Origin of the sequence: Streptomyces hesseae (assembly GCF_031845785.1) — a bacterium.
GTDB classification, from domain to species: domain Bacteria; phylum Actinomycetota; class Actinomycetes; order Streptomycetales; family Streptomycetaceae; genus Streptomyces; species Streptomyces hesseae.
The window spans coordinates 184,133-204,069 of sequence record NZ_JAVRFI010000003.1; the positions used below are offsets into that span (position 1 = coordinate 184,133).

General features: G+C 71.6%; 17 protein-coding genes and 1 tRNA gene. 8 read left to right on the plus strand and 10 right to left on the minus strand.

The genetic code is table 11. The annotated features are described in order from the left end of the window. Positions 1–35: 35 nt before the first annotated feature. Positions 36–1,238, minus strand: a complete 1,203-nt coding sequence (locus tag RM609_RS06770; RefSeq protein ID WP_311608772.1) for a cytochrome P450 — start codon at positions 1,236–1,238, stop codon at positions 36–38. 216 nt (positions 1,239–1,454) lie between these two features. Between RM609_RS06770 and RM609_RS06775 the strand changes: the two genes are divergently transcribed. Both RM609_RS06775 and nshR read left to right on the plus strand, forming a co-directional pair. Next, positions 1,455–1,823, plus strand: coding sequence for a hypothetical protein (locus RM609_RS06775; protein ID WP_311608774.1), 369 nt, complete (start codon positions 1,455–1,457; stop codon positions 1,821–1,823). Positions 1,824–1,866: 43 nt separating this feature from the next. Continuing rightward, positions 1,867–2,670 (plus strand): NshR/TsnR family 23S rRNA methyltransferase, encoded by an 804-nt coding sequence (gene nshR, locus RM609_RS06780; RefSeq protein ID WP_311608776.1) that lies wholly within the window; start codon positions 1,867–1,869, stop codon positions 2,668–2,670. Between the two features lie 85 nt (positions 2,671–2,755). Here nshR and RM609_RS06785 read toward each other — a convergent pair. Both RM609_RS06785 and RM609_RS06790 read right to left on the minus strand, forming a co-directional pair. After that, a tRNA-Arg gene (locus RM609_RS06785) sits at positions 2,756–2,828 on the minus strand. Positions 2,829–2,940: 112 nt separating this feature from the next. Then, on the minus strand, positions 2,941–4,278 hold the full coding sequence (locus RM609_RS06790) for a M6 family metalloprotease domain-containing protein (RefSeq protein WP_311608777.1): 1,338 nt from the start codon (positions 4,276–4,278) through the stop codon (positions 2,941–2,943). A 245-nt stretch (positions 4,279–4,523) separates the two neighbouring features. Between RM609_RS06790 and RM609_RS06795 the strand changes: the two genes are divergently transcribed. Beyond that, a complete protein-coding gene (locus tag RM609_RS06795; protein ID WP_311608778.1) occupies positions 4,524–5,222 on the plus strand; it encodes a TetR/AcrR family transcriptional regulator in 699 nt (232 codons plus the stop codon). A 74-nt stretch (positions 5,223–5,296) separates the two neighbouring features. Continuing rightward, positions 5,297–6,802, plus strand: coding sequence for an MFS transporter (locus tag RM609_RS06800; RefSeq protein ID WP_311608779.1), 1,506 nt, complete (start codon positions 5,297–5,299; stop codon positions 6,800–6,802). A 132-nt stretch (positions 6,803–6,934) separates the two neighbouring features. Here RM609_RS06800 and RM609_RS06805 read toward each other — a convergent pair whose 3' ends face one another. Beyond that, positions 6,935–7,450, minus strand: coding sequence for a MarR family winged helix-turn-helix transcriptional regulator (locus tag RM609_RS06805; RefSeq protein WP_311608781.1), 516 nt, complete (start codon positions 7,448–7,450; stop codon positions 6,935–6,937). Positions 7,451–7,595: 145 nt separating this feature from the next. Between RM609_RS06805 and RM609_RS06810 the strand changes: the two genes are divergently transcribed. Together RM609_RS06810 and RM609_RS06815 are read left to right on the plus strand one after the other, a co-directional pair. Beyond that, a complete protein-coding gene (locus tag RM609_RS06810; RefSeq protein ID WP_311609136.1) occupies positions 7,596–8,357 on the plus strand; it encodes a dioxygenase family protein in 762 nt (253 codons plus the stop codon). A gap of 112 nt (positions 8,358–8,469) precedes the next feature. Beyond that, a complete protein-coding gene (locus RM609_RS06815; RefSeq protein WP_311609138.1) occupies positions 8,470–9,369 on the plus strand; it encodes an AraC family transcriptional regulator in 900 nt (299 codons plus the stop codon). A gap of 147 nt (positions 9,370–9,516) precedes the next feature. Here the strand turns inward: RM609_RS06815 and RM609_RS06820 are convergent, their stop codons facing one another. Together RM609_RS06820 and RM609_RS06825 are read right to left on the minus strand one after the other, a co-directional pair. Next, a complete protein-coding gene (locus RM609_RS06820; protein WP_311608782.1) occupies positions 9,517–10,038 on the minus strand; it encodes an EF-hand domain-containing protein in 522 nt (173 codons plus the stop codon). A 384-nt stretch (positions 10,039–10,422) separates the two neighbouring features. Next, a complete protein-coding gene (locus tag RM609_RS06825) occupies positions 10,423–11,670 on the minus strand; it encodes a helix-turn-helix domain-containing protein (RefSeq protein ID WP_311608784.1) in 1,248 nt (415 codons plus the stop codon). 99 nt (positions 11,671–11,769) lie between these two features. On the opposite strand from RM609_RS06825, the gene RM609_RS06830 reads away from it, so the two are divergent. Next, entirely contained in the window at positions 11,770–12,000 is a 231-nt protein-coding gene (locus RM609_RS06830; RefSeq protein WP_311608786.1) for a hypothetical protein, read from the plus strand. A gap of 193 nt (positions 12,001–12,193) precedes the next feature. Here the strand turns inward: RM609_RS06830 and RM609_RS06835 are convergent, their stop codons facing one another. From RM609_RS06835 to RM609_RS06850, 4 genes are all read right to left on the minus strand, one after another. Then, complete coding sequence (locus tag RM609_RS06835) at positions 12,194–12,838, minus strand: class F sortase (RefSeq protein ID WP_311609140.1); 645 nt, start codon at positions 12,836–12,838, stop codon at positions 12,194–12,196. Between the two features lie 253 nt (positions 12,839–13,091). Continuing rightward, positions 13,092–13,655, minus strand: a complete 564-nt coding sequence (locus RM609_RS06840) for a GVDTG sorting domain-containing protein (RefSeq protein WP_311608788.1) — start codon at positions 13,653–13,655, stop codon at positions 13,092–13,094. 275 nt (positions 13,656–13,930) lie between these two features. Then, positions 13,931–15,865 (minus strand): DUF8823 domain-containing protein, encoded by a 1,935-nt coding sequence (locus RM609_RS06845; RefSeq protein WP_438828394.1) that lies wholly within the window; start codon positions 15,863–15,865, stop codon positions 13,931–13,933. Positions 15,866–16,079: 214 nt separating this feature from the next. Further along, the gene (locus RM609_RS06850; RefSeq protein ID WP_311608790.1) at positions 16,080–18,617 is read right to left on the minus strand and encodes a serine hydrolase; all 2,538 of its coding nucleotides are present in this window, start codon (positions 18,615–18,617) and stop codon (positions 16,080–16,082) included. A gap of 261 nt (positions 18,618–18,878) precedes the next feature. On the opposite strand from RM609_RS06850, the gene RM609_RS06855 reads away from it, so the two are divergent. Then, positions 18,879–19,670: a GOLPH3/VPS74 family protein gene (locus RM609_RS06855; protein ID WP_311608792.1), complete on the plus strand. Its 792-nt coding sequence runs from the start codon at positions 18,879–18,881 to the stop codon at positions 19,668–19,670. The last annotated feature ends 267 nt before the right edge of the window (positions 19,671–19,937 follow it).

The following is a 19,937-nucleotide window of genomic DNA, read 5'->3' on the forward strand; positions in this document are numbered from 1 at the left end:
TCGCGGGACCGTCCGCCGGCGGCTTCACGGGTGGCTCACCAGGTCACGGGGAACCGGTGGAGGCCGTACACGCCCATGCTGTCCTTGAACGGCAGCTCCTCCACCGGGGCCGCCGCCTTCAGGCCGGGGATCCGGGCGAAGAGGGTGGTGAAGACGATCTCCAGCTCCAGCTTGGCGAGGTTCTGGCCGATGCACTGGTGGATGCCGTGACCGAAGGCCAGGTGCTGCTTGCCGCCCCGGTCGATGTCCAGCCGGCCGGGGTCGGGGTAGACCGCCTCGTCGTGGTTGCCGGAGGCGCTGAGCCCGATGACGCCTTCACCGGCGCGGATCAGCACGCCGCCGATCTCGATGTCCTCCGTCACCACGCGGGAGGTCACCTGGTCGGCGATGCTGAAGTAGCGCAGCAGTTCGTCGACGACCTGCGGGGCGAGCTCGGGGTCGGCCTGGAGCCGGGCCAGTTGCCCGGGGTTCTCCAGCAGGCCCAGGACGCCGAGGGAGATCATGTTCGCGGTGGTCTCGTGGCCGCCGACGAGCAGGACGTTCGCCATCCCGACCAGGCCCTCGTGGTCGAGTGTGCCGGTCTCGCGGTTCTTCTCGACGAGCCTGCTGAGCAGGTCGTCGCCCGGGTCGGCGCCCTTGGCGGTGACGAGCTCGGAGAAGTAGGCGTGGAGCTCCTGGTGTGCGGTGTTCCGCTCCTCGGGATCGGCGTCGACCGAGACCAGCTTGTTGGTGCGGTCCTGGAAGAAGTCGCGGTCGGCGTAGGGCACTCCGAGCAGCTCGCAGGTGACCAGGGACGGAACGGAGAGGGCGAGCGCCTCCACCAGGTCGACCGGTCCCTCGCCGGCGAGCATCGCGGAGACGCGCTCGTCCACGATCTCCTGAATGCGGGGGCGCAGTTGGAGCACCCGCTTGACGGTGAATTCCGGGATCACCATCTTGCGCTGCGCGGTGTGCACCGGCGGGTCCATGGCGAGCATCACCGGACGCATCCGTTCCATGACCTCCGCCGGGATGTCCCAGTGGAGCGGGTAGCCGGGGTGGGCCATGTTCGAGCTCACGTGGGGACTGGCGAGCAACTGCCGTATGTGCTCGTGCCGGGTGAGCAGCCAGGCGGTCCGTCCGGAGGCCAGGGTGACCTTGCCGATCGGCTGCTCGGCGCGCAGGGCGGCGTACTCGGCCGGCGGCCGGAGCGGACAGGTCCGCGGATAGGGGAAGGCGCTGTTCTGACGGTCAGTCACGATCTGCTCCGCTGATGGCTCAAGGGAATAAGCGGACGCACTCTATCGAAAAGGAAGGGGCATTCACCGGTTCAATTTCGTGGCATAGAACACTCCAACTGCGCGTGGAAGTACCGCCGCAGCTAAGGAATCTGATACTCCGTTTACTCTCGCGCGCTCCGCACCCTAAAGGGTAGGCTGAGCCCGTCGACATCACCTGGACAGACTGGTGGGGGAATGTTCGTTTCGATCGTCATGTGGGATCTGAAGAAGTCGGAAGCCACGGTGGAGAGCCTCAGGGATTACCTGCGGGACTATGCCGTCGAGGCCTACTCCAACCTGGACGGCATGCGGCTGAAGGCGTGGTTCTCCGACGCCCGGCGCCAGTTGTGGGGTGCGGTCTACCTGTGGGACCGGCCCGACCAGATGCCCGGCCTGTACAACGTCAGCCGCGTGGTCGACATCATCGGCTATCCGCCCACTTCGGTCGGTGGCTTCGCACTTGAGGCGACCGCCGAGGGGAACAGCGTGCACGACACGCTGGCCGGCCTGGGCCTCGCCCTGGAGGGCGGAGCGCCGGAGCCCGGGCCGGTGGACTCGCCCTGAACCGGCACAAAGAGCCGACAATACTCGTGCTAACGTCTGCATCGTGGCCAGCCTTGACATTATCACCGAGCGCTCCGACCCTGCTGTTCAGCGAATCATCGATGTCACAAAACATTCGAGGTCCGTTGTCCGGACGGCGCTGATCGAGGACATCGAGCCTCTTCTGCAAAGCATCCGCGCCGGCGTGGAGTTCACCGAGGTCTACGGGCTCGAGTCCACTCCCCTGCCGGGTGATCTGCTCGCCGCGTGCGAAGAGCGCGGAATCCCGGTCCGGCTGCTCGCCGGCGCGATCGCCAATCAGGTTTTCAAGACCGAGAAGAAGCCCAAGGCGTTCGGCATCGCCCGCGTCCCGCGGCCCGCCCGTTTCGCGGATCTGGCGGACCGCTCCGGCGATGTCGTCCTCCTCGACGGAGTGAAGATCGTCGGCAATATCGGCGCCATCGTGCGGACCGCGTTCGCGCTCGGTGCCGCGGGCATCGTGCTCGTGGACAGCGATCTCGTCAGCATCGCGGACCGGCGCCTGGTCAGGGCGAGCCGGGGCTATGTGTTCTCGCTCCCGATCGTCCTGGCGTCGCGGTCCGAGGCGCTCGGCCACCTCAAGGACAGCGGCATGCGGCTGATGTCCTTCGACATCGACGGGGAGCACACCGTCGGCGATCTCTCCCGGATCGACGAGCGGCTCGTCCTGATGTTCGGCAGCGAGAAGACCGGTGCCTCGGGCGAGCTCGCGGACGCCTCCACCGAGTCGGTGACGATCCCGATGAACCCCGCGGCCGAGTCGCTCAACGTCTCCGTGTCGGCCGGCATCGCGCTCCACGCGCGGGCTCACCGGAACCTCCCCGCGTGACCCGAGCCGAGGATCCGTCACCGGCATGACGCCGGTACGACGAGAGCCGCCCCCGGATTTCCGGAGGGCGGCTCTCGTCGTTCCGTGCCCCCGGGCAGATTCGAACTGCCGACACCCGCTTTAGGAGAGCGGTGCTCTATCCCCTGAGCTACGGAGGCGGGGCATGAGCGCGTCCGCCGACGCCCGCGGACACCCGTGGGGGGCCGCGCGGCCTGCGAAGACGCTCGACGGACAGGTTAGCGGATCGGCGTGCGGCCGGTCAGTGGGCCGTCAGGTGTAGTCGTCCGCCGGCGGGCGGCGGGTGACCAGGACGCGCCAGTTCCCGGAGCGGTCCTGGCCGAGGACGTCGACGGTGACGCCGGCCGCCGTGCAGCGCTGACCGGCGCGGTAGGGGGCGTCGGTCAGGGGCGGGCTCACATTGGGGTCGGTGGTCAGGCAGCCGCGGCTGCCCGGGGTGGCGTCGGAGGTGCGCACGGGGGCGCCGCCCGAGGGCAGGTCGGAGGCGACGGTCGTGACGAGGACGCCGGGGCGACAGACGGCGTGGTCGAGACGGCCCGGGGCGCGGGCCTCCAGGGTGATCGCGCGGGTCGGGGAGAGGGGGATCACGGCGAGCTTGGGGCCGCCCGGCACCGAGGTGGGGCTCAGCGTCAGCATGCGGCGGCCGGGCCGGGACACGCAGTGGACCTGCGAGGGGGCCAGCCAGCCCAGCTTCCACTTGTGCCAGGCGAGGAAGTCGTTCGAGGGCCCCCAGTCCTCGTCCATGGGGTCCCAGTGGCCCACGGGGGTGCGCGGCATCCGGTTCTGGTCGCCCCGGTAGAGGTCGGGGAGGCCGAAGCTGTGGGCGTTCTCGTGGTTGAGGACGCGGTAGGGGCTGTCGCCGGTCTGCCGGCTCCAGATGAAGGACACGTTCCGGATGGGTGCGCCATTGCGGGAGGTCAGTCCGGTGGCGGCGCCCGCGAAGGTCACCGAGCGGACGTCCTGGACGGCGGGCGGGCCGGCGTCGGGCGTGGCCAGCACGTTGATCAGGTCGTAGCGCCGGAAGTCGACCCGCCCGCCGACGGCGGCCAGGATCTCCTGGGTGATCGCGTAGTAGCCGTCGTCCCGGTTGGGATCGAAGGTCGCGCCGCGCGTGATGCCGTACGAGCGGTACGGGCGCGACATGCGGATCCAGCGCGGCCAGGGCGTGGAGCGGTAGTCGAGCCGCCCGTAGGAGCTGACGCGGTAGTAGTCGGCGACGGCCGGGAAGAACTCCGCGTACCGCTTGCGCGCGCTCATCCTCGCGGGGGCGTCCGGGAAGTCGATGAGGAAGGTGGCGGCCCGCACGACGCCGCTGGACCGGGCGTACCCGCGCGGGGTGCGGGCCCCCTCGGAGACGTGCCGGGTGACGGTGCGCAGCGCGCACGGGCCGCTGGGCGGCCTGGCCCCGCTCCGGAGGCCGGAGGCGGACGGGTCGCCGGCTGTCCCGTCCGTCCCGGTCGCCCCGGTCGTCCCGTCCGTGGCGGCCGGGCGGGCGGCGGCCGGGCCCCCGGCCTCCCCCGCCCGCGCGGGCAGCGGTGCGGTGAGGGCGCCCACCGTGGCCGCCGCGACCAGGATGACCAGGGGTCTCATGCCGCCTCGCCTTCATCCCGCCGTCGTCATCTCGTCGTACTCATCACTCACCCTGTGCCCGGTGAGCGGTCCCACGCGCCTTGGACTGCGGCAGACGGGGAACGGAATCCCGCCATCCGGGGGTGTGATTCACGCCATACGGAGCCCTGAAATATCCGGGGAGGTTCTCCCCGTTTAAGTGAGCGTTCCTGTCAAACGGGGAGACACTCCCCGCATAGTCATCCTCACGGAAGGAGGGCACGGCCTTGGCCACAGCCCCGCAGCCCCGCCTGCGCGCCGACGCCCTGCGCAACCGCGAGCGGATCGTCGCGGCCGCCCGCGAGGCCCTCGTCGAGCACGGGGCCGATTCCTCACTCGATGAAATCGCTCGACGTGCCGGGGTCGGCAATGCCACGCTGTACCGGCACTTCGCGGACCGCCGCGAGCTGATTCACCATGTCACCCTCTCCGTCATGGCCCGTATCGCCGACCGGGCGGAGACGGCGCTAGCGGAGGAGCCCGATGCTTTCCACGCGCTGAGGCGCTTCGTCCACGCCGCGGCGGACGAGCGGATCGGGGCCCTGTGTCCCCTGCTCGCCGAGGGCGTCGACAAGAGCCACCCCGACCATGTCGAGGCCCGCGACCGGCTGGAGAGCGTCATCGAGGCGCTGATGGCCGCCGCCCGCGCGTCCGGTCAGCTCCGCGCCGACATCGGCATCGGTGACCTGATGGTGGCCATCACCCAGCTCACCAGACCGCTGCCCGACACCGGCTGCCACGACTTCGGCCAGTTCGTCCACCGCCACCTCCAGCTGTTCCTGGACGGCCTGATGAACCCGGCCCGGTCGGAACTCCCCGGCACGCCCGCCACCTTGGCGGACCTGCGCCGGAAGTTCCCCTCGGCAGCGGAGCCGGCGGCGGACCCGGCAGCGGACTCGTCCACCGGGGACGCACCCCGCCCGTAGCAGCACGCGCGGCCCGCGCACCAGGCAGGCCCACGACCACCGCACACACCATTACCGCTAGGTAGGCCCCACCCATGCCAGAACTCCGCACCGAAGCCGACCCCAGGCGCTGGAAAGCGCTGATATTCATCGCCCTGGCCCAGCTGATGGTCGTCCTCGACGCGACCATCGTGAACATCGCGCTGCCCTCCGCCCAGGCCGACCTGGGCATCTCGGACGGCAACCGGCAGTGGGTCATCACCGCCTACGCCCTCGCCTTCGGCGGACTGCTGCTCTTCGGCGGCCGGATCTCCGACCTGTGGGGCCGCAAGCGCGCGTTCGTCACCGGCCTGATCGGCTTCGCGGCCGCCTCCGCGCTCGGCGGCGCCGCGGTCAACACCGGCATGCTGCTGGGCGCCCGCGCCCTCCAGGGCGTCTTCGGCGCGCTGCTCGCCCCGGCGGCCCTGTCGCTGCTCGCCGTCCTCTTCACCGAGGCGAAGGAGCGCGCCAAGGCGTTCGGCGTCTTCGGCGCCATCGCGGGTGCCGGTGGTGGTGTCGGCCTGATCCTCGGCGGTCTGTTCACCGAATACCTCAACTGGCGCTGGACGTTCTTCGTGAACATCCCCTTCGCCATCGTCGCCGCCGCCGGCGCGATCTCCGTGATCCGTGAGCCCGCCGAGGGCCGCAACCCCTCGAAGCTGGACATCCCCGGTGTCATCCTGGCCACCCTCGGCCTGGTCTCCCTGGTCTACGGCTTCACGCGCGCCGAGTCCGACGGCTGGTCCTCGGGCATGACGATCGGTCTGTTCGCCGCGGCCGCCGTGCTGCTGGGCGTCTTCCTGCTCGTCGAGCGCACGGTGAAGGCCCCGCTGCTGCCGCTGCGCGTGCTCACCGACCGCAACCGCGGCGGTGTCTACATCTCCCTGGGCCTGGCCGCCATCGCGATGTTCGGCCTGTTCCTCTTCCTGACCTACTACCTCCAGATCGTCCGCGGCTTCTCGCCGGTCAAGACCGGTCTCGCGTTCCTTCCGATGATCGCCATGATGATCACCGGTTCCACGCAGATCGGCACCCGCCTGATGACCCGCGTCCCGGCGCGCTGGCTGATGGGCCCCGGCTTCCTGCTCGCGGCGGCCGGCATGGTCCTGCTCACCCAGATCGACCTGGACACCTCCTACGCCACGGTGGTCCTGCCCGGTCTGATGATGATGGGCCTCGGCATGGGCACCGCCTTCATGCCCGCCATGAGCCTGGCCACCCACGGCGTCCAGCCGCGTGACGCGGGTGTCGCCTCGGCCATGGTCAACACCTCGCAGCAGGTCGGCGGCGCCATCGGCACCGCGCTGCTCAACACCATCGCCGCCAGCGCCACCACGGACTACTTCAAGTCCCACATGGCCGGCGCCACGAACCAGAAGGTCCTCACCTTCCAGTCGATGGTGCACGGCTACTCCACCGCCGTCTGGTGGGCGGTCGGCATCCTGTCGCTCTCCGCGCTGGTAGCCGTCGTCTTCGTCAACGCCAACCCGGGCGGCGGCTCCGCCGCCTCCTCGGCGGACGGCGAGACGGCCGAGGACGCGATCCCGGTGATGGCCCACTGAGGCCACGACTGAACCGCTGAAACGGTGAAGGGCCCCCGCCGAGGGAATCGGCGGGGGCCCTTCACGCGTACGGGCGCGTACGGGCGCGTACGGGCCACGTCCCGACCGGCTCCGGATCACCGGATCACCGGATCACCGCAGCCAGGGCAGGTCCGCACCCTCCGGCTGAAGCCCGGCGGCGATGATCCCGCACACCTCGCCGAACCGGGCGACCTGCTCGGGCGTCAGCCGGTCGAAGACCGCGCCCCGGACCGCCTCCACATGCCCCGGCGCGGACCGCCGCAACATCTCGAAGCCGGCGTCCGTCAGCACGGCCAGCTGCCCGCGCTTGTCCGACGGGCACTCCTCGCGCCGCACCCAGCCGCTCTTCTCCAGCCTGGTGATCGCGTGCGACAGCCGGGACCGGGTGATCTTCGCGCTCTGCGCCAGCTCCGTCATCCGCATCCGGCGCCGCGGCGCCTCCGAGAGCTGGACCAGCAGGCCGTAGTAGACGTGCGGCATACCGGCGTCGCGCTGGAGCTGCCGGTCGAGATGGTCCTCCAGCAGCGTGGCGGCATGCTGGTACGCCCGCCAGGCCTCCTGCTCGGCGTCGGTGAGCCAGCGGGGCCCGTCGGCGTCCTTCGGGCCCTCCGGGGGTCGGTTCGTCATGACATCCACTGTTTCACTCGCGGGTTCCCTCCGGTACGACGACCAGCCATTGCTTGAAGCTTAAATAATAAAGTTATAAGGTCGGGAGGTGTAGAAACTTTATACTTCAAGTAAATCGGAGGCTGTCATGCCGGCACCCGGGCGCATGCCCGCCCTCTACCTCTCCCACGGCGCGCCGCCCCTCGCGGACGACCCCATATGGCCCGGCCAGCTCGCCGCCTGGGCGGCTGACCTGCCCCGGCCCACGGCGATCCTGATGATCTCCGCCCACTGGGAGGAGGCGCCCCTCGCGCTGGGCGCCACCGAGACCGTCCCACTCGTTTACGACTTCTGGGGCTTCCCCGAGCACTACTACCGCGTCCAGTACGCGGCACCGGGCGCCCCGGCCCTCGCCGACCGGGTCCGCCGCACCCTGCGGGGCGCCGGTACGCCCGTACAGGACCTGCCCGACCGGGGGCTGGACCACGGGGCGTACGTCCCGCTCGTCGAGATGTACCCGGGCGCGGACATCCCCGTCCTCCAGATGTCCCTCCCCACCCTCGACCCGGCGCGGCTGCTGGAGATCGGCCGGCGGCTCGCCCCGCTGCGCGACGAGGGCGTCCTGATCGTCGGCAGCGGCTTCTTCACCCACAACCTCGCCGCCCTCCGTCACGCCGGCTCCGGCCCGCCCGGCTGGTCGGCGGAGTTCGACGCGTGGGGCCGCGAGGCCCTGGCGGCGGAAGACGTGGACGCGCTCCTCGACTTCGAGCACAAGGCCCCGGCCGGCCGGCTGGCCCACCCCCGTACCGAGCACTTCGCGCCGCTGTTCGTGGCGATGGGCGCGGCGGGCGACGACCTCGGCGCGCAGCGCAGCGTCATCGACGGCTTCTGGGGCGGGCTCGCGAAGCGGTCGGTGCAGTTCGGGTAGTCCGGGCAGCCCGGGTAGCTCGGGTAGGCGACCGGACCGGGCACAGGATGTCGGGTCCGGCAGGGTGGTCCTTTCCTAACGTGAGTGATCGAAAGGGAAGGAGTCCGGGATGATGCTGGAACGGCTGAACCAGGCGCTGGAGCACATCGAGTCACATCTCGACCAGCCCATCGACGTGGCCGACCTCGCGCGCGTCGCGGTGACATCGGAGTACCACTTCCGACGGCTGTTCTCCGCGCTGGCGGGCATCCCGCTGTCGGAATACATCCGCCACAGGCGGCTGACCGTCGCGGGCGCCGAAGTACTCGCCGGCGAACGGACGCTGCTGGACGTAGCGACGCGCTACGGCTACGGCTCGGCGGAAGCCTTCGCCCGGGCGTTCCGCGCCCTCCACGGCGTGGGCCCGGGCGAGGCCCGTCGAACGGGCGCGACGCTGCGCTCCCAGCCCCGGATGTCCTTCCGCCTCATCGTCGAAGGGAACAGCAGTATGCGATACCGAATCGTGGAGAAGGACGAGTTCCGCGTGGCCGGAAAGAAGGCCCGCGTCCCGCTCGTCCACGAGGGGGTCAACCCGGCGATAGCCGAGTTCATCCGGGGCATCGGGAAGGAGACGCAGAGGCGTATCGCCGCACTGTCCGACCAGGACCCGGCGGGCATCGTCTCGGTGAGCGTCCTGCTCGACCCGAGCCGCGCGGAGGGCGCCGAACTCGACTACTACCACGGCGTGGTGACGCACGCCGCCGAGCTGCCCGACGACCTCGACGCGCTGACCGTCCCGGCGGGCACATGGGCCGTCTTCGAGAACTCCGGCCCGTTCCCGCAGGCGCTCCAGTACCTGTGGCGGGACGTGTTCACGCAGTGGTTCCCCTCGAACCCGTACGAGAGCCGGCCCGGGCCGGAGATCCTCCGGGTGCGCCCGTCGGAGGACGGGACGCGGGCTGATGCGGAGCTGTGGATTCCGGTGGCACGGACCGACGCGTATGCGCCGCGTGACCAGGAGACGCGCGTCTGAGCGGTCTTGTCGAAGTCCGGTGCGGTCCTGTGCGGTCCTGCGCCCCGTAAGGCGCGCGGGACAGTGCCGATATACGGCTACCGCCGTGTGGGCGCGACCAGCCCCCACCGGCCCGCGACGACCGGACCGGACTTCCCGGCGGAGCACTCAGTACAGGACCTCGCCCATCGGGGAGCCGTCGCCGACGATGTAGGCGCGGATCGACGCCAGATACGCGTCGCGGCCGACCCGGCCGTCGCCGTCGGCGTCCAGCGCGTCGAACGCGGCGGCGGCGTTCCCCGGCGGATTGTTCAGCGCGGTGCGCAGCGACGTGAACTCGGCCTTGTCCAGGGCACCGTCCCCGTCGGCGTCGGCGAGGTCGAACAGCGCGCCGAGCGCGAACCGGCAGATGTTGTCGAACTTGTCGGCGCCCACCCATGCGTCGTACTCGCCGAAGGTCAGCTTCCCGTCGCCGTTCGCGTCCATCGCCGCCCAGGCCTTCCGGCCTTCGGCGCGGGCCGCGACGACGAGCGGATCGTCCTCCGTGCGCCCTGTGGCCCGGACGGTCCGGTCGATCCGGGAGAGGTAGTCGTACGCCGAGATGACCCCGTCCCCGTCGGCGTCCATCATGGCGAAGACGCGTGTTCGCGCGGCGGTGGCGGCGTCGGTCATGTCGGTCGTGGAACCCACTCGGATCTCCTTCTGATGCTGGTCGTGACCCGTTCGCCCTGTGCGGCGAGGGCTCGCCGACGCTTCCTACCCGGCACGTCGCGCGTGCCATGCGGCCGGAGGCGAGCGGGTGAGGTCCGGTGGGAGGGGCAGCGCGCGCGACCGCGCGGCGGGCCGGGCGCGCGCGGGTGGTGCGCTACGAGGCGCCTGGGCAGCGAGCGACCCCCGGGGGTTGCCAAAAGGCCGGGGCAGCCGTCGGCAACCTCGACGCAGTCGTTCTCCAAGCCGCTGCGGCTGGACTTCCGCCGGCGCGCCACGCCCGCACCGAATGGCTCAGGCACTGGCATTCCTCCATGTCGTCGCACATGCCGTCGCACATGTCGTCGCTCATGCCGCCGCACCGAATCAGCCGTACCGCTTGAGCGCCCCCGTCAGCTCCCGGCCTTCCTTCGCGCCCTGCCTGAGCAGCACCGCCGCCGTCGTGTGCAGCTCGTTCCACGAGTGGGGGCGTCCGACGGCGGCCGCATCGGGGAGGCAGTTCAGGGCGACCTCCAGCGACTCGGCCGCTTCCCCGGCCCCGGCCAGGCCGTGCGCCAGACAGGACCGGTACCACGTCTTGTCGCGGCGGTAATGCTCGGCGAGCCCGTCGAGTCCCGTGGTGAGGTTGCCGATGGCAGCCTGCCATTCCTTGACGTGCAGATCGGCCATGCCGCGCTGAAGCGTGAACCACGTCTCGCCGTAGAAATACATCCACGGTGGTTCGTCCTCGGGGCAGTCGGCCGCGTGCGCGACAAGGCCCTGCGCTTCTTCCAACAGCCTGTGCGCGGCGTCTCTTTCGCCATTCTGGGCGTGCCCACGCGCCGCCATTTGCGCGGCCATTCCCCGCACTCCCCGCGAGGCCTGCGGCGACGCCCAGCGCGCGGCCTCGGCCAGGCGAACACAGCGAATGCCGAGCCCGCCGGACCACGCCATGTGAGCCTTCATGCTCAGCGTCGTACAGGCCATGTTCGCGTCCCCAGCCTCCAGGGCCCACTCGTGGGAACGGTCGTACCACGCCAGCGCGGCAGCGGATTCTCCCTGGTCCTGCGCCATCCACGCGAGGAACTGGGCGTGTTCGGCGGCGAGCCGGACGACTCTCTCCGACAACGGGCCCCTGGCTCCCGCGTAGAGGTCCATCACGGTACGGAGCTGCTGCCGCATGACGTCGACCAACGGCCGGGAGCCGATGAGATCCTCCGACCTGCGGTGCTCCGCCAGCAAACGGTCGAGCCAGTCCAACGTGGCGGTATCCACGCGGGTTTCCGCTTTGACGGCGCTCGTGACGCGCGCGAGCAGGTCGTCGTCCGGACCCATTCCGGCCGAGAACAGACGGGCCACCGGCCCCGATTCGACGGGCGAGTCCCGGTGCAGCAACTCCGCTGGAATCCCAAGCCCTTCGACGACTCTTTGCCGCACCTCCACGGAGGTGACCCGGCGCCTTTCGCGCTCGATGCCGGAAACGTCGGGCTGCGCCAGACCGACCAATTGCCCCAGCCTGGTCTGACTGATTCCGGCGAGCCGCCGGTACACACGGAAAACGGCCGCCCAGTCCTCCGCGGCCACGGCCGAGGCGAGGCGGGGGTGCGCCCACAGTGCCTGGATATGGTCCCCCATGTGGTCAATATAGGGCCTTCCCATAGGGCCTTGGGATGGCTTCGAAGCCGCCTCCACCGGAACGGTTGGCCGTGCCAAGAACCGAGAGGAGCGTCATCCATGCACGAACCGATCCGCCGGTGGCTCGCGTGGGCGAGGGCGGTTTTCCGTACGACCGTTTCCGCCTCCCGCGCGAGCGGTGACCGTACGTGCCCCGCATGCGCGGGGCTCGCGGCGCCGAAGCCCCAGACCCCGCCCGTCGACGACGCGTCGTACTGGGTGTGGCTCACCGCGCACGGCATCGACCTCCGCCCCCGCGCGCCCCATCACGACACGGAGGCGGCCCGATGACCAACGACGCGCTGCGCGCGAAGGTGGCCGATGCCAACCACCAGAGCAGGCAGCGACTGCTTTCCGGCAGCGGGAATCCCCCGAACCACCAGCCCCTCGTTGCGAAACCTGCTGGGACATCAAGCGCCGCCGCGCGGCCGCCCTGCGCGCCGCCCACTGACAGGCGCGCCCGGCTCGGGCACCGGCACCCTCCTCAGCTCAGCAGCCCCGGAGGGTGCCGCACCGCCGTGAGGTGCGCGTACACCACCACGTTCCCCAGGTACTCGTCCGCTTCCGCCGAGAAGCCCCCACCGCAGGTGATCACGCGCAGCTCCGCACGCCCGTGGCCCGGGCCGACCGTCCCGTAGACCTTCTCCGAGGGGAAGTCGGAGCGGTCGTAGACCTCGATCGCGTCGATCGTGAAGACGGCCGTCAGCGCGTCCGACCGAGCCACCTCCACCGTGTCGCCCTTCTTCAGCGCACCGAGGTTGTAGAAGACGGCCGGGCCGTTGGCCAGGTCGACGTGGCCGGCGACGACGGCGGTGCCGGCGGCGCCGGGTGGTGTGCCGCCCGCGTACCAGCCGGCGATGTTGCCGTCGTCCTCCGGGGGGCTCGCGAGCGTGCCGTCGGGGCCGAGGCCGAGGGGGGTCATGGGCGCGTCGACCTGGATGCCGGGGATGCGGACGCGCGTGGGCGCGACCGACGGCAGGGGTGGTACGGCGCGGTCGTCGCGGCGCGGGCCGAGCAGTGGCTCCCCGGGCGTGGGGAACGCCTCGGCCCGGGACGGCTGCGGGGGCGGCTTCTGGTCCTTCGCCCCGTGTTCGATCAGCCAGCTGCCCACCAGCAGCGCCACCGCCAGGACGACCGCGAGGACGGTCTTGTGGCGCGAGTCATGGGGCCGGGGCGGGCACGGTCGTGGCGTGCCCGGCCGGGGCGGGGGCCCACCCCGGGCCCGGGAAGCGGGCCGTACGCGCCGCGAGCGCGTAGCCGCACCGCGCAGGCACGCGTTCGCCCACCGCCCCGCGCCGGGAGCCGGGCCCCCGGCCCCCGGGCGCAGCGCGCGCGTCCGGGGGCCCAGGGGCGGTCCGGCCGGCACCGGGAACCGTCCTCGGTCAGGCCTGGTCGGCCCGGTCGCCGCCGCCGCGGCGCCGCAGGAACCAGACGCCGACGACCGCCGACGTACCCAGGACGGCCGCGCCGGCGATGACCTCGGCGGTGCCGGAGTCGTCGCTGGTGCCGCCGACGCCGGTCTTCATGCCGCCCTTCGGGGTCATGGGCGACATGCTCGGCGCGGCGGAGGGCGAGCTCTTCATGCCGGCGCCCGCCTTGACGACCAGGTCGCCGGTGGCCTCCTTGCCGTTGGCGCACTTGGCGCCGATCCCGTAGGTGCCGGGCTTGGCCGACTTCGGGACCATGAACTGGCCGGCCACGGCCTCCTTGTTCGCGCCCGGCTTGAGCTCGAACGACGCCGGGCCGCCCACGGCGCTGGCGTCGCCCATGCCCTTGCCGTCGGGCCCACAGGCGGTGGTGTTCACCATGACCATGGCGCCCGCCTGGACCGTGCCCGGGGTGACCTCGAGCTTTCCGAAGTGATCGGCGGCGAGCGCGGGGGCGGCGGCCGCCCCCAGCGCGGCTATGGTCAGCGCGGCCCCGGCGAGCACTCGTGCGTTACGCATGCTTCCTCCGTGAGCGCGGGCGCGGCACGCCGATGTGCCGCAGCGGGAGTCGGAATTCCGCGCTCCTCTCTGCCGAGGGAAACCGCGCCCGAGGGGGCCCGCACCCGGCGGGACGGGCCGCCGACGGCCCGGGGCGACCGGGGGCAGGGCCGTATGGGCAGGTCATCCCGGGGGCGCGAGATCATCCGGACGGCCTCCCCGCCGAGACTGCGAACGGGTGACCGAGAGAATGCTCTCGGTCACCCGTTCGAGGTCAGGCCCGGCGTGAAAGCGGGCTAGCGCGCCAGGTCGTCCGGGCAGCCCGTGCCGCGCGGCAGCTTGTACTTGGCCACGATCCGGTACGTACCGGAGTGCGGGGCCCGCAGCAGGGTCCAGTCGTCCTCCGGCTGGCCCGCGCGGGACTCCTGGACCTGCTTGGCCAGACAGCCGTTGACATTGACCGGCGGCTCGCCGCCCGGCCCGGCCTTGGGGGGCTGGATGTCCTTGCCCTGCGCGTCGACCAGGCCCAGCCACGGCGAGTACGGGACGCGGATCAGCACCGGGCCCGGCTTGCTCACCGTGACGGTCAGCCCCTCGGCGTCCGAGCGATCCACCACCGCGGGCGGGTTGGCGAGCGGCGTGGGGTTCTTCACCGCGAAGACGCGCCAGTTCTCGTCGGACCACACCTCGCGCAGATAGGACTGGCCGTGCTCGACGAGCTTGGCCTCCTCGACCGCCGCGTTGTCCGGCTCGTCCTTGGGCAGCACCACATAGGCCACGGCCCAGCGGCCGAGCCAGGCGCGGTAGCTGTCCGGGGTGAGCATGCCCTCCTCGTAGAAGAGCGGGTTCCGCTTGAGGTCCGCCTGCCGGTTCCAGCCGCGCGCGAGATTGACGTACGGGGCGAGGGCCGAGGCCTCACGATGGCTGCGGGCCGGGACGACCTCGACGCGGCCGCCCGCCGCGTCCAGCTTCTGGAGCTGGTCCACGAGGGGGGCGAGCTCGCGGGCCCAGGAGGCGGCGGGGGTGGTGTGCACTATGTCGCTGATGGAGTTGGCCAGCTGCCAGCCGGTCAGGGTCAGCACGGCGAGCACCGTCGCGAACCAGGCCCTGCCGCGCTTGAGCAGTTCGGCCCTCGGCGGCACCTCCATCCCGGTCAGCACGGCGACCAGCACCACGCCACCGAAGATCATCCCGAGCCGGGAGATGTTCGTGCCGATCTGCGAGGGGATCAGCCAGACCAGCAGCACACCCAGCACATAGAGCGCCGAGACGGCCCGCACCGTGCGCCAGGACGAGGGCGCCATGAACAGGCCGAAGAGCCCGGCGAGCAGCGGCAGGATCGCCGAGGCGAAGGCCATCGGCTGCTGCCCGGAGAACGGGAACAGCCACGCCGACAGCCCGACCACCACCACCGGGGTCAGCCCCAGCGCGTACGCCGCCGCCCGGCGCCGGCTCAGCCACAGCGCCGCCGCCACGATGCCGACGAACAGGCCGGCCACCGGGCTCGATGCCGTCGCCAGCCCCGCCATCAGCCCGGCCAACGCGGCCCGGCCCCAGCGGTAGCGGCCCGAGGAGCGCCAGCGCGCCGGCCACGCGAAGATCACGGCCACCGCCGCCAGCCCGAACATCGCGCCGAGCCCGAAGGTCACCCGGCCCGATATGGCGTTGCACATCAGCGCGAACGTGCCGTAGAGCGCCGGCCACAGCGGTCTGCGCACGACACGGCTGCGGACCAGCAGCAGCGCGATCAGGCCGGCCGAGACCGTGCCCCCGATCATCATCGTGGTGCGGACGCCGATCGCGGCCATGAGGTAAGGCGAGATGACGCTGTACGAGACCGGGTGCATCCCGCCGTACCAGGCGAGGTTGTACGCCGAGGCCGGGTGCTGGAGCGCGAACTCCGCCCACGCGTCCTGCGCGGCGAGGTCGCCGCCGCTGTTGGCGAAGATGCAGATCCAGAGGATGTGCAGCACGGCCGCCACGAAGAGGGTGATCCCGACCGTCCCGGTGAGCGCGGCGTAGCGCCCGCCCTTGCGGTGGTGCGGGACGACGGCCCACGACGGGCGCCGCCATGCGGCCCCACGGGCCGTGGCGCCGGGGCGCCCCTTCACGGGTGCGCCGGTGTCACCGGTGTCGTCGCCCGGTACTTCCGGCTGCTCCGGACGCACGGTCCGTTCCGGCCGTTCCGGCTGCTCCGGGTCTCTGGGCCGCGCCGGCCCCACGGTGGTCACTGCGGCTCTCCCCGTCTTCCCCCTGCGGTCTTCTCCCCCATCTTCACGCATGCTCCGGCTGTGACGAGCAAACCCTGGCGACGCTAGCACGCGCCGTCGGACCGCTCCGCCCATCGCGACGACCGCGAAAGCGGCCCCCGGTCCGTACCCACTCGTACGGACCAGGAGCCGCTCCCCGGCCGGTCGGCCGGTCGGCCGTCACGGCCGGCCGGCGTCAGCCCAGGCGGGTCAGCTTGGCGCCGAAGGAGGGCTCGGCCAGCGCGGTCTTCAGCACGACCGGGACCTTCACCGCGTCGGGGCCGCTGCCCACGATCAGCTCGCCGACCTCCGTACCGGCCTTCGCCGAGTGCGGGATCTTGCGGCCGACGTCGGACAGCGCGAACTTCGTGTCGAAGCCGGCCCAGCCGACGGCCTCGACGTCCTTGGTGGCGACGACGGGCGTCTGCCCGCCGAGACCGTCGTCGACGTGACCGACGACATCGCCCTTCTTCACCACGGTGACCGTCTTCAGAGCGTTCTGGATCGACGTGAGCTGCTCGTAGCTCTTGTTCTTGACCTTGGTGAGGCTGTTCTCGGCGTTGGGGTCCAGGCCCTTGAAGTGCTGGTCCATGGTGGCGCCGACGATCAGGTACTCCTTGCCGTCGAGCACCCGTCGCGCCGCCCACATCAGCGTGCCGCCGGCCGGGCTGCTGGAGCCGGTCTTGATGCCGAGGACGCCGGTGCCCTTGACCAGCAGCGTGTCGTTGTTGTTGTTGATGTGCGGGCCGCCGGGGATGTCGGCGTTGGGCTGCTGGGTGATCTCCCGGACGACCGGGTTCTTGATCATCACCTCGGCCAGCTTCACCTGGTCCACGGCCGTGCTCTTCGTCGTCGCCGTCAGACCGCTGGGGTCGGTGTAGGTGGTGTTGGTCATGCCGAGTTCCTTGGCGGCGTCGTTCATCTTCTTGACGAACGCGTCCTCGGAACCGTTGGTGTCCCACCGGGCGAGCATGCGGGCGATGTTGTTGCCCGACGGGATGAGCAGCATGCGGAGCATGTCGTACTCGGAGAACTCCTGGCCCGCCTTGACCGACGCCGTCGACTCGCCGTCGGCGCCGGACTCCTTCTCCGCCGCCGCGTCGATCGTGATCTTGTTGCCGGTCTTGTCCCCCTTCTTCAGGGGGTGGTCCCGCAGGATCACATACGCGGTCATGACCTTGGCGACGCTCGCCGTCGGCACGGGCTTCTGCGGGCCGTACGTGCCCACGTCACCGGCGCCGATGACCTTGGCCGCGGACTGGCCCTCGTCCGGCCAGACGAAGGGCGCCTTGCCGCCCTCGAAGGTGTACGACTTCTTCGCGCCGAGCGAGAGCTTCGGGTCGGGCAGCGGCCGGAAGGACTGCACGACCACGAAGATGATCCCGAGCAGCACGACGAGCGGCGTCCAGATCTTGACGCGCCGCACGGCCGTCCGCACGGGCGTCTGCGGCGGCGGCGGAGTGTTCGTCAGCTGCGCGAGCAGGTCGAGCGGCGCGGCCGGACCCGCGGGCGCGGCCGGGGCGGCGGGACCGCCCGGGGGCGGCGGGACCTGGGACTTCGCCGGCTCGGGCTTCGCGGGCCCGGCGGGCTTGACGGGCTCGGGCTTCGCGGGCTGCGGCTTCGCCCCGGCCGGAGCGGCCTTGGCGGGCGCCTTGGCGGCCTGCTTGGCGGGCGCGGCCTCGTCGTCCTTCTTCAGCGGGACGAACTGGCTCTTGCGCTCGCCACCGGGCGTCGGCTGCGGGGTGGGGGCCTTCATCAGCTCGGTCGGCTGATCGCCGTTGTCGGGCTTGGCGGCACCGGCCTTGGGGGCGTCGGCCTTCGGCTCGTCCGCCTTGGGGCGCACGGTGCGGAAGACAGCGGTGGCCTGGTCGGCGGCGGGCTTGTCCTTGCCGTCCTTGTCGCCCTCGGCTGCGGGCTTCTTCCCGTCCTCGGGCTTGGCGGCGTCACCCTTCGGGCGCACGGCGCCGAAGACGGCCGTGGCCTGGTCGACGCCGTCCTTCTTGCCGTCATCGTCGCTGTCGCCGGCGCCGGCCTTCGGCTCGTCCGCCTTGGGGCGCACGGCACGGAAGACGGCCGTCGCCTGGTCGGCGGCGACCTCGTCCTTGCCGTCCTTGTCGCCCTCGGCAGCGGGCTTCTTCGCGGCGGACGCGTCGTCAGCGGCGGTGGACTTGTCCACGGCAGCGGGCTTCTTCGCCTCGGAGGCCGAGTCGTCGCCGGTTTCGTCCGCCTTCGGGCGCACCGTACGGAAGACGGCCGTCGCCTGGTCGGCGCCGGGCTTGTCCTTCGCGTCGGCGTCGGACTCGGCCTTCGCAGTCGCATCGGTCCGCGCGGGGCGGTCCGCGGCGCCCTTCGCCGTAGGCGCCTCTTCTGCCGGGGCGTCAGCGTCCGTACCGGCAGGGGCGTCCGGGCCGTCCTCGTCCTCGCTCGCCACCCAGGCAGCCACGGCGGCCTTCAGCCGGGCGTCGCCCTTGCCACCGCCGTTCCCGCTCCCGGCGGGCGCGGTGGACTCAGTGGTCTCAGCCGACTCAGCAGCCTTCGCGGCCGCATCGGTACCGGAATCGGCCGTGGCGGACTTGCCGTCCGCCTTGCCGTTCACACGGTCCTCGGCCGTGTCCCTGGCGGCCCGGAAGACTCCGAGCCGCGGGTCGCGTTCATTGCCGGTCGTACCAGTGGTGCGAGTCGTCTCCCCCGACGACTTCCGCTGCTCCGACTTGCCGGGGGACTCGCCCGCCACCGATGCCTCCTCGAAATTCCGCGCACGTACACCGAGGCGGGACGACAAGCGCCCCGCAGCCCGGATTCCCTAACGTCTATCAGTGTCCTCTGCCGCCGTCGCGCCAGGGCACAGCCAGCGGGTCACGGAACGGTGTCCGCCTTCACCCACGTGCAAGACGAGACGACATACCTACCGGTTCCCGCCCGAAGTCACCACGCGCTCTCGACAGACCAATGTGAGAGGGGTCACCCTGTCACTCATCCACGCGGGGAGGCATGGATGGGCAGGAGCCGCAGAACAATTCCGGAGGAGCTTCTGCTGCTCGCCCTGGACCCGGCCACGGGTACCACGGCGCAGCCGCAGTCGCTCGACCTCGGCCTTGCCGGAGCACAGCTCGTGGAGCTGGCTCTGGCCGGACGGATAGCCCCAGACGGGGATCGTATCGCCGTGGTGCACCCACGGCCGACTGGTGATCCGACCCTGGACACCGCGCTCGAGCTGTTGCGCCGCCGCGGCAGCCCGGTGCGCGCCGTCCACTGGATCGGCGGGCCCCGGCTGGGGCTGCGTCAGACGTATCTCACGCATCTGGAGCGGTGCGGCATGGTGCATGCCGTGGCGGGCCAGATGTGCGGGGTGCTGCCGACCACGCGCTACCAGGCGACGGACACGGCGATCAGCCGGGAGATCAGGTCCCGGTTGGACAGCGCGATCCGCACCGGCGTCCCGCCGGACCCGCGGACGGCCGCGCTCGCCGCCCTGGCCCACGCGGTCGGCCTGGGCAAGCACCTCTACCCGGGCAACGAGGGCCGTTCCTCACGGTCCCGGCTGCGCGACCTCATCCGGCACGACCCGATGGGCGGGCTCGTCGCGCACGCCGTGATGGACGTGCAGAACGGGGTCGGGACGCAGCCGCGCCGGGCGCCGGCCACGGCCGGTACGGCGGGCGGCGGCGGTTCGGGTCGTCGCGCGGCCGTACGGGCGCCGGTCGAGCCGGCGGCGGTCGGCACGGTCGGCACGAGCCGGGCGGTCCCGCACCGCGGTGGGGTCATGGCCCGCGCGGGCGCCTCGTGAAACGGTTCCGCAACCGCTGACCACGGCCGTATCACCGCCGGCACCACCCTCGGCACAACCTTTCGCACAACCCCACGCACAACCCCAGGCATCACTTCCGCTCCACCGACCGCACCGCGGTCCCCCTGACCCCGGTCCGGGAGCCGCAACAGCGCGGGGCGGCGGGCCGTACCGTCCGAGGACGGTGGTACGGCCCCGCCGCCCCGCGTGCGCGTCCCGTGCGCGTCCTGTGAGCATCCCGATGAGCGTCACGCGCGCGCAGGCGCG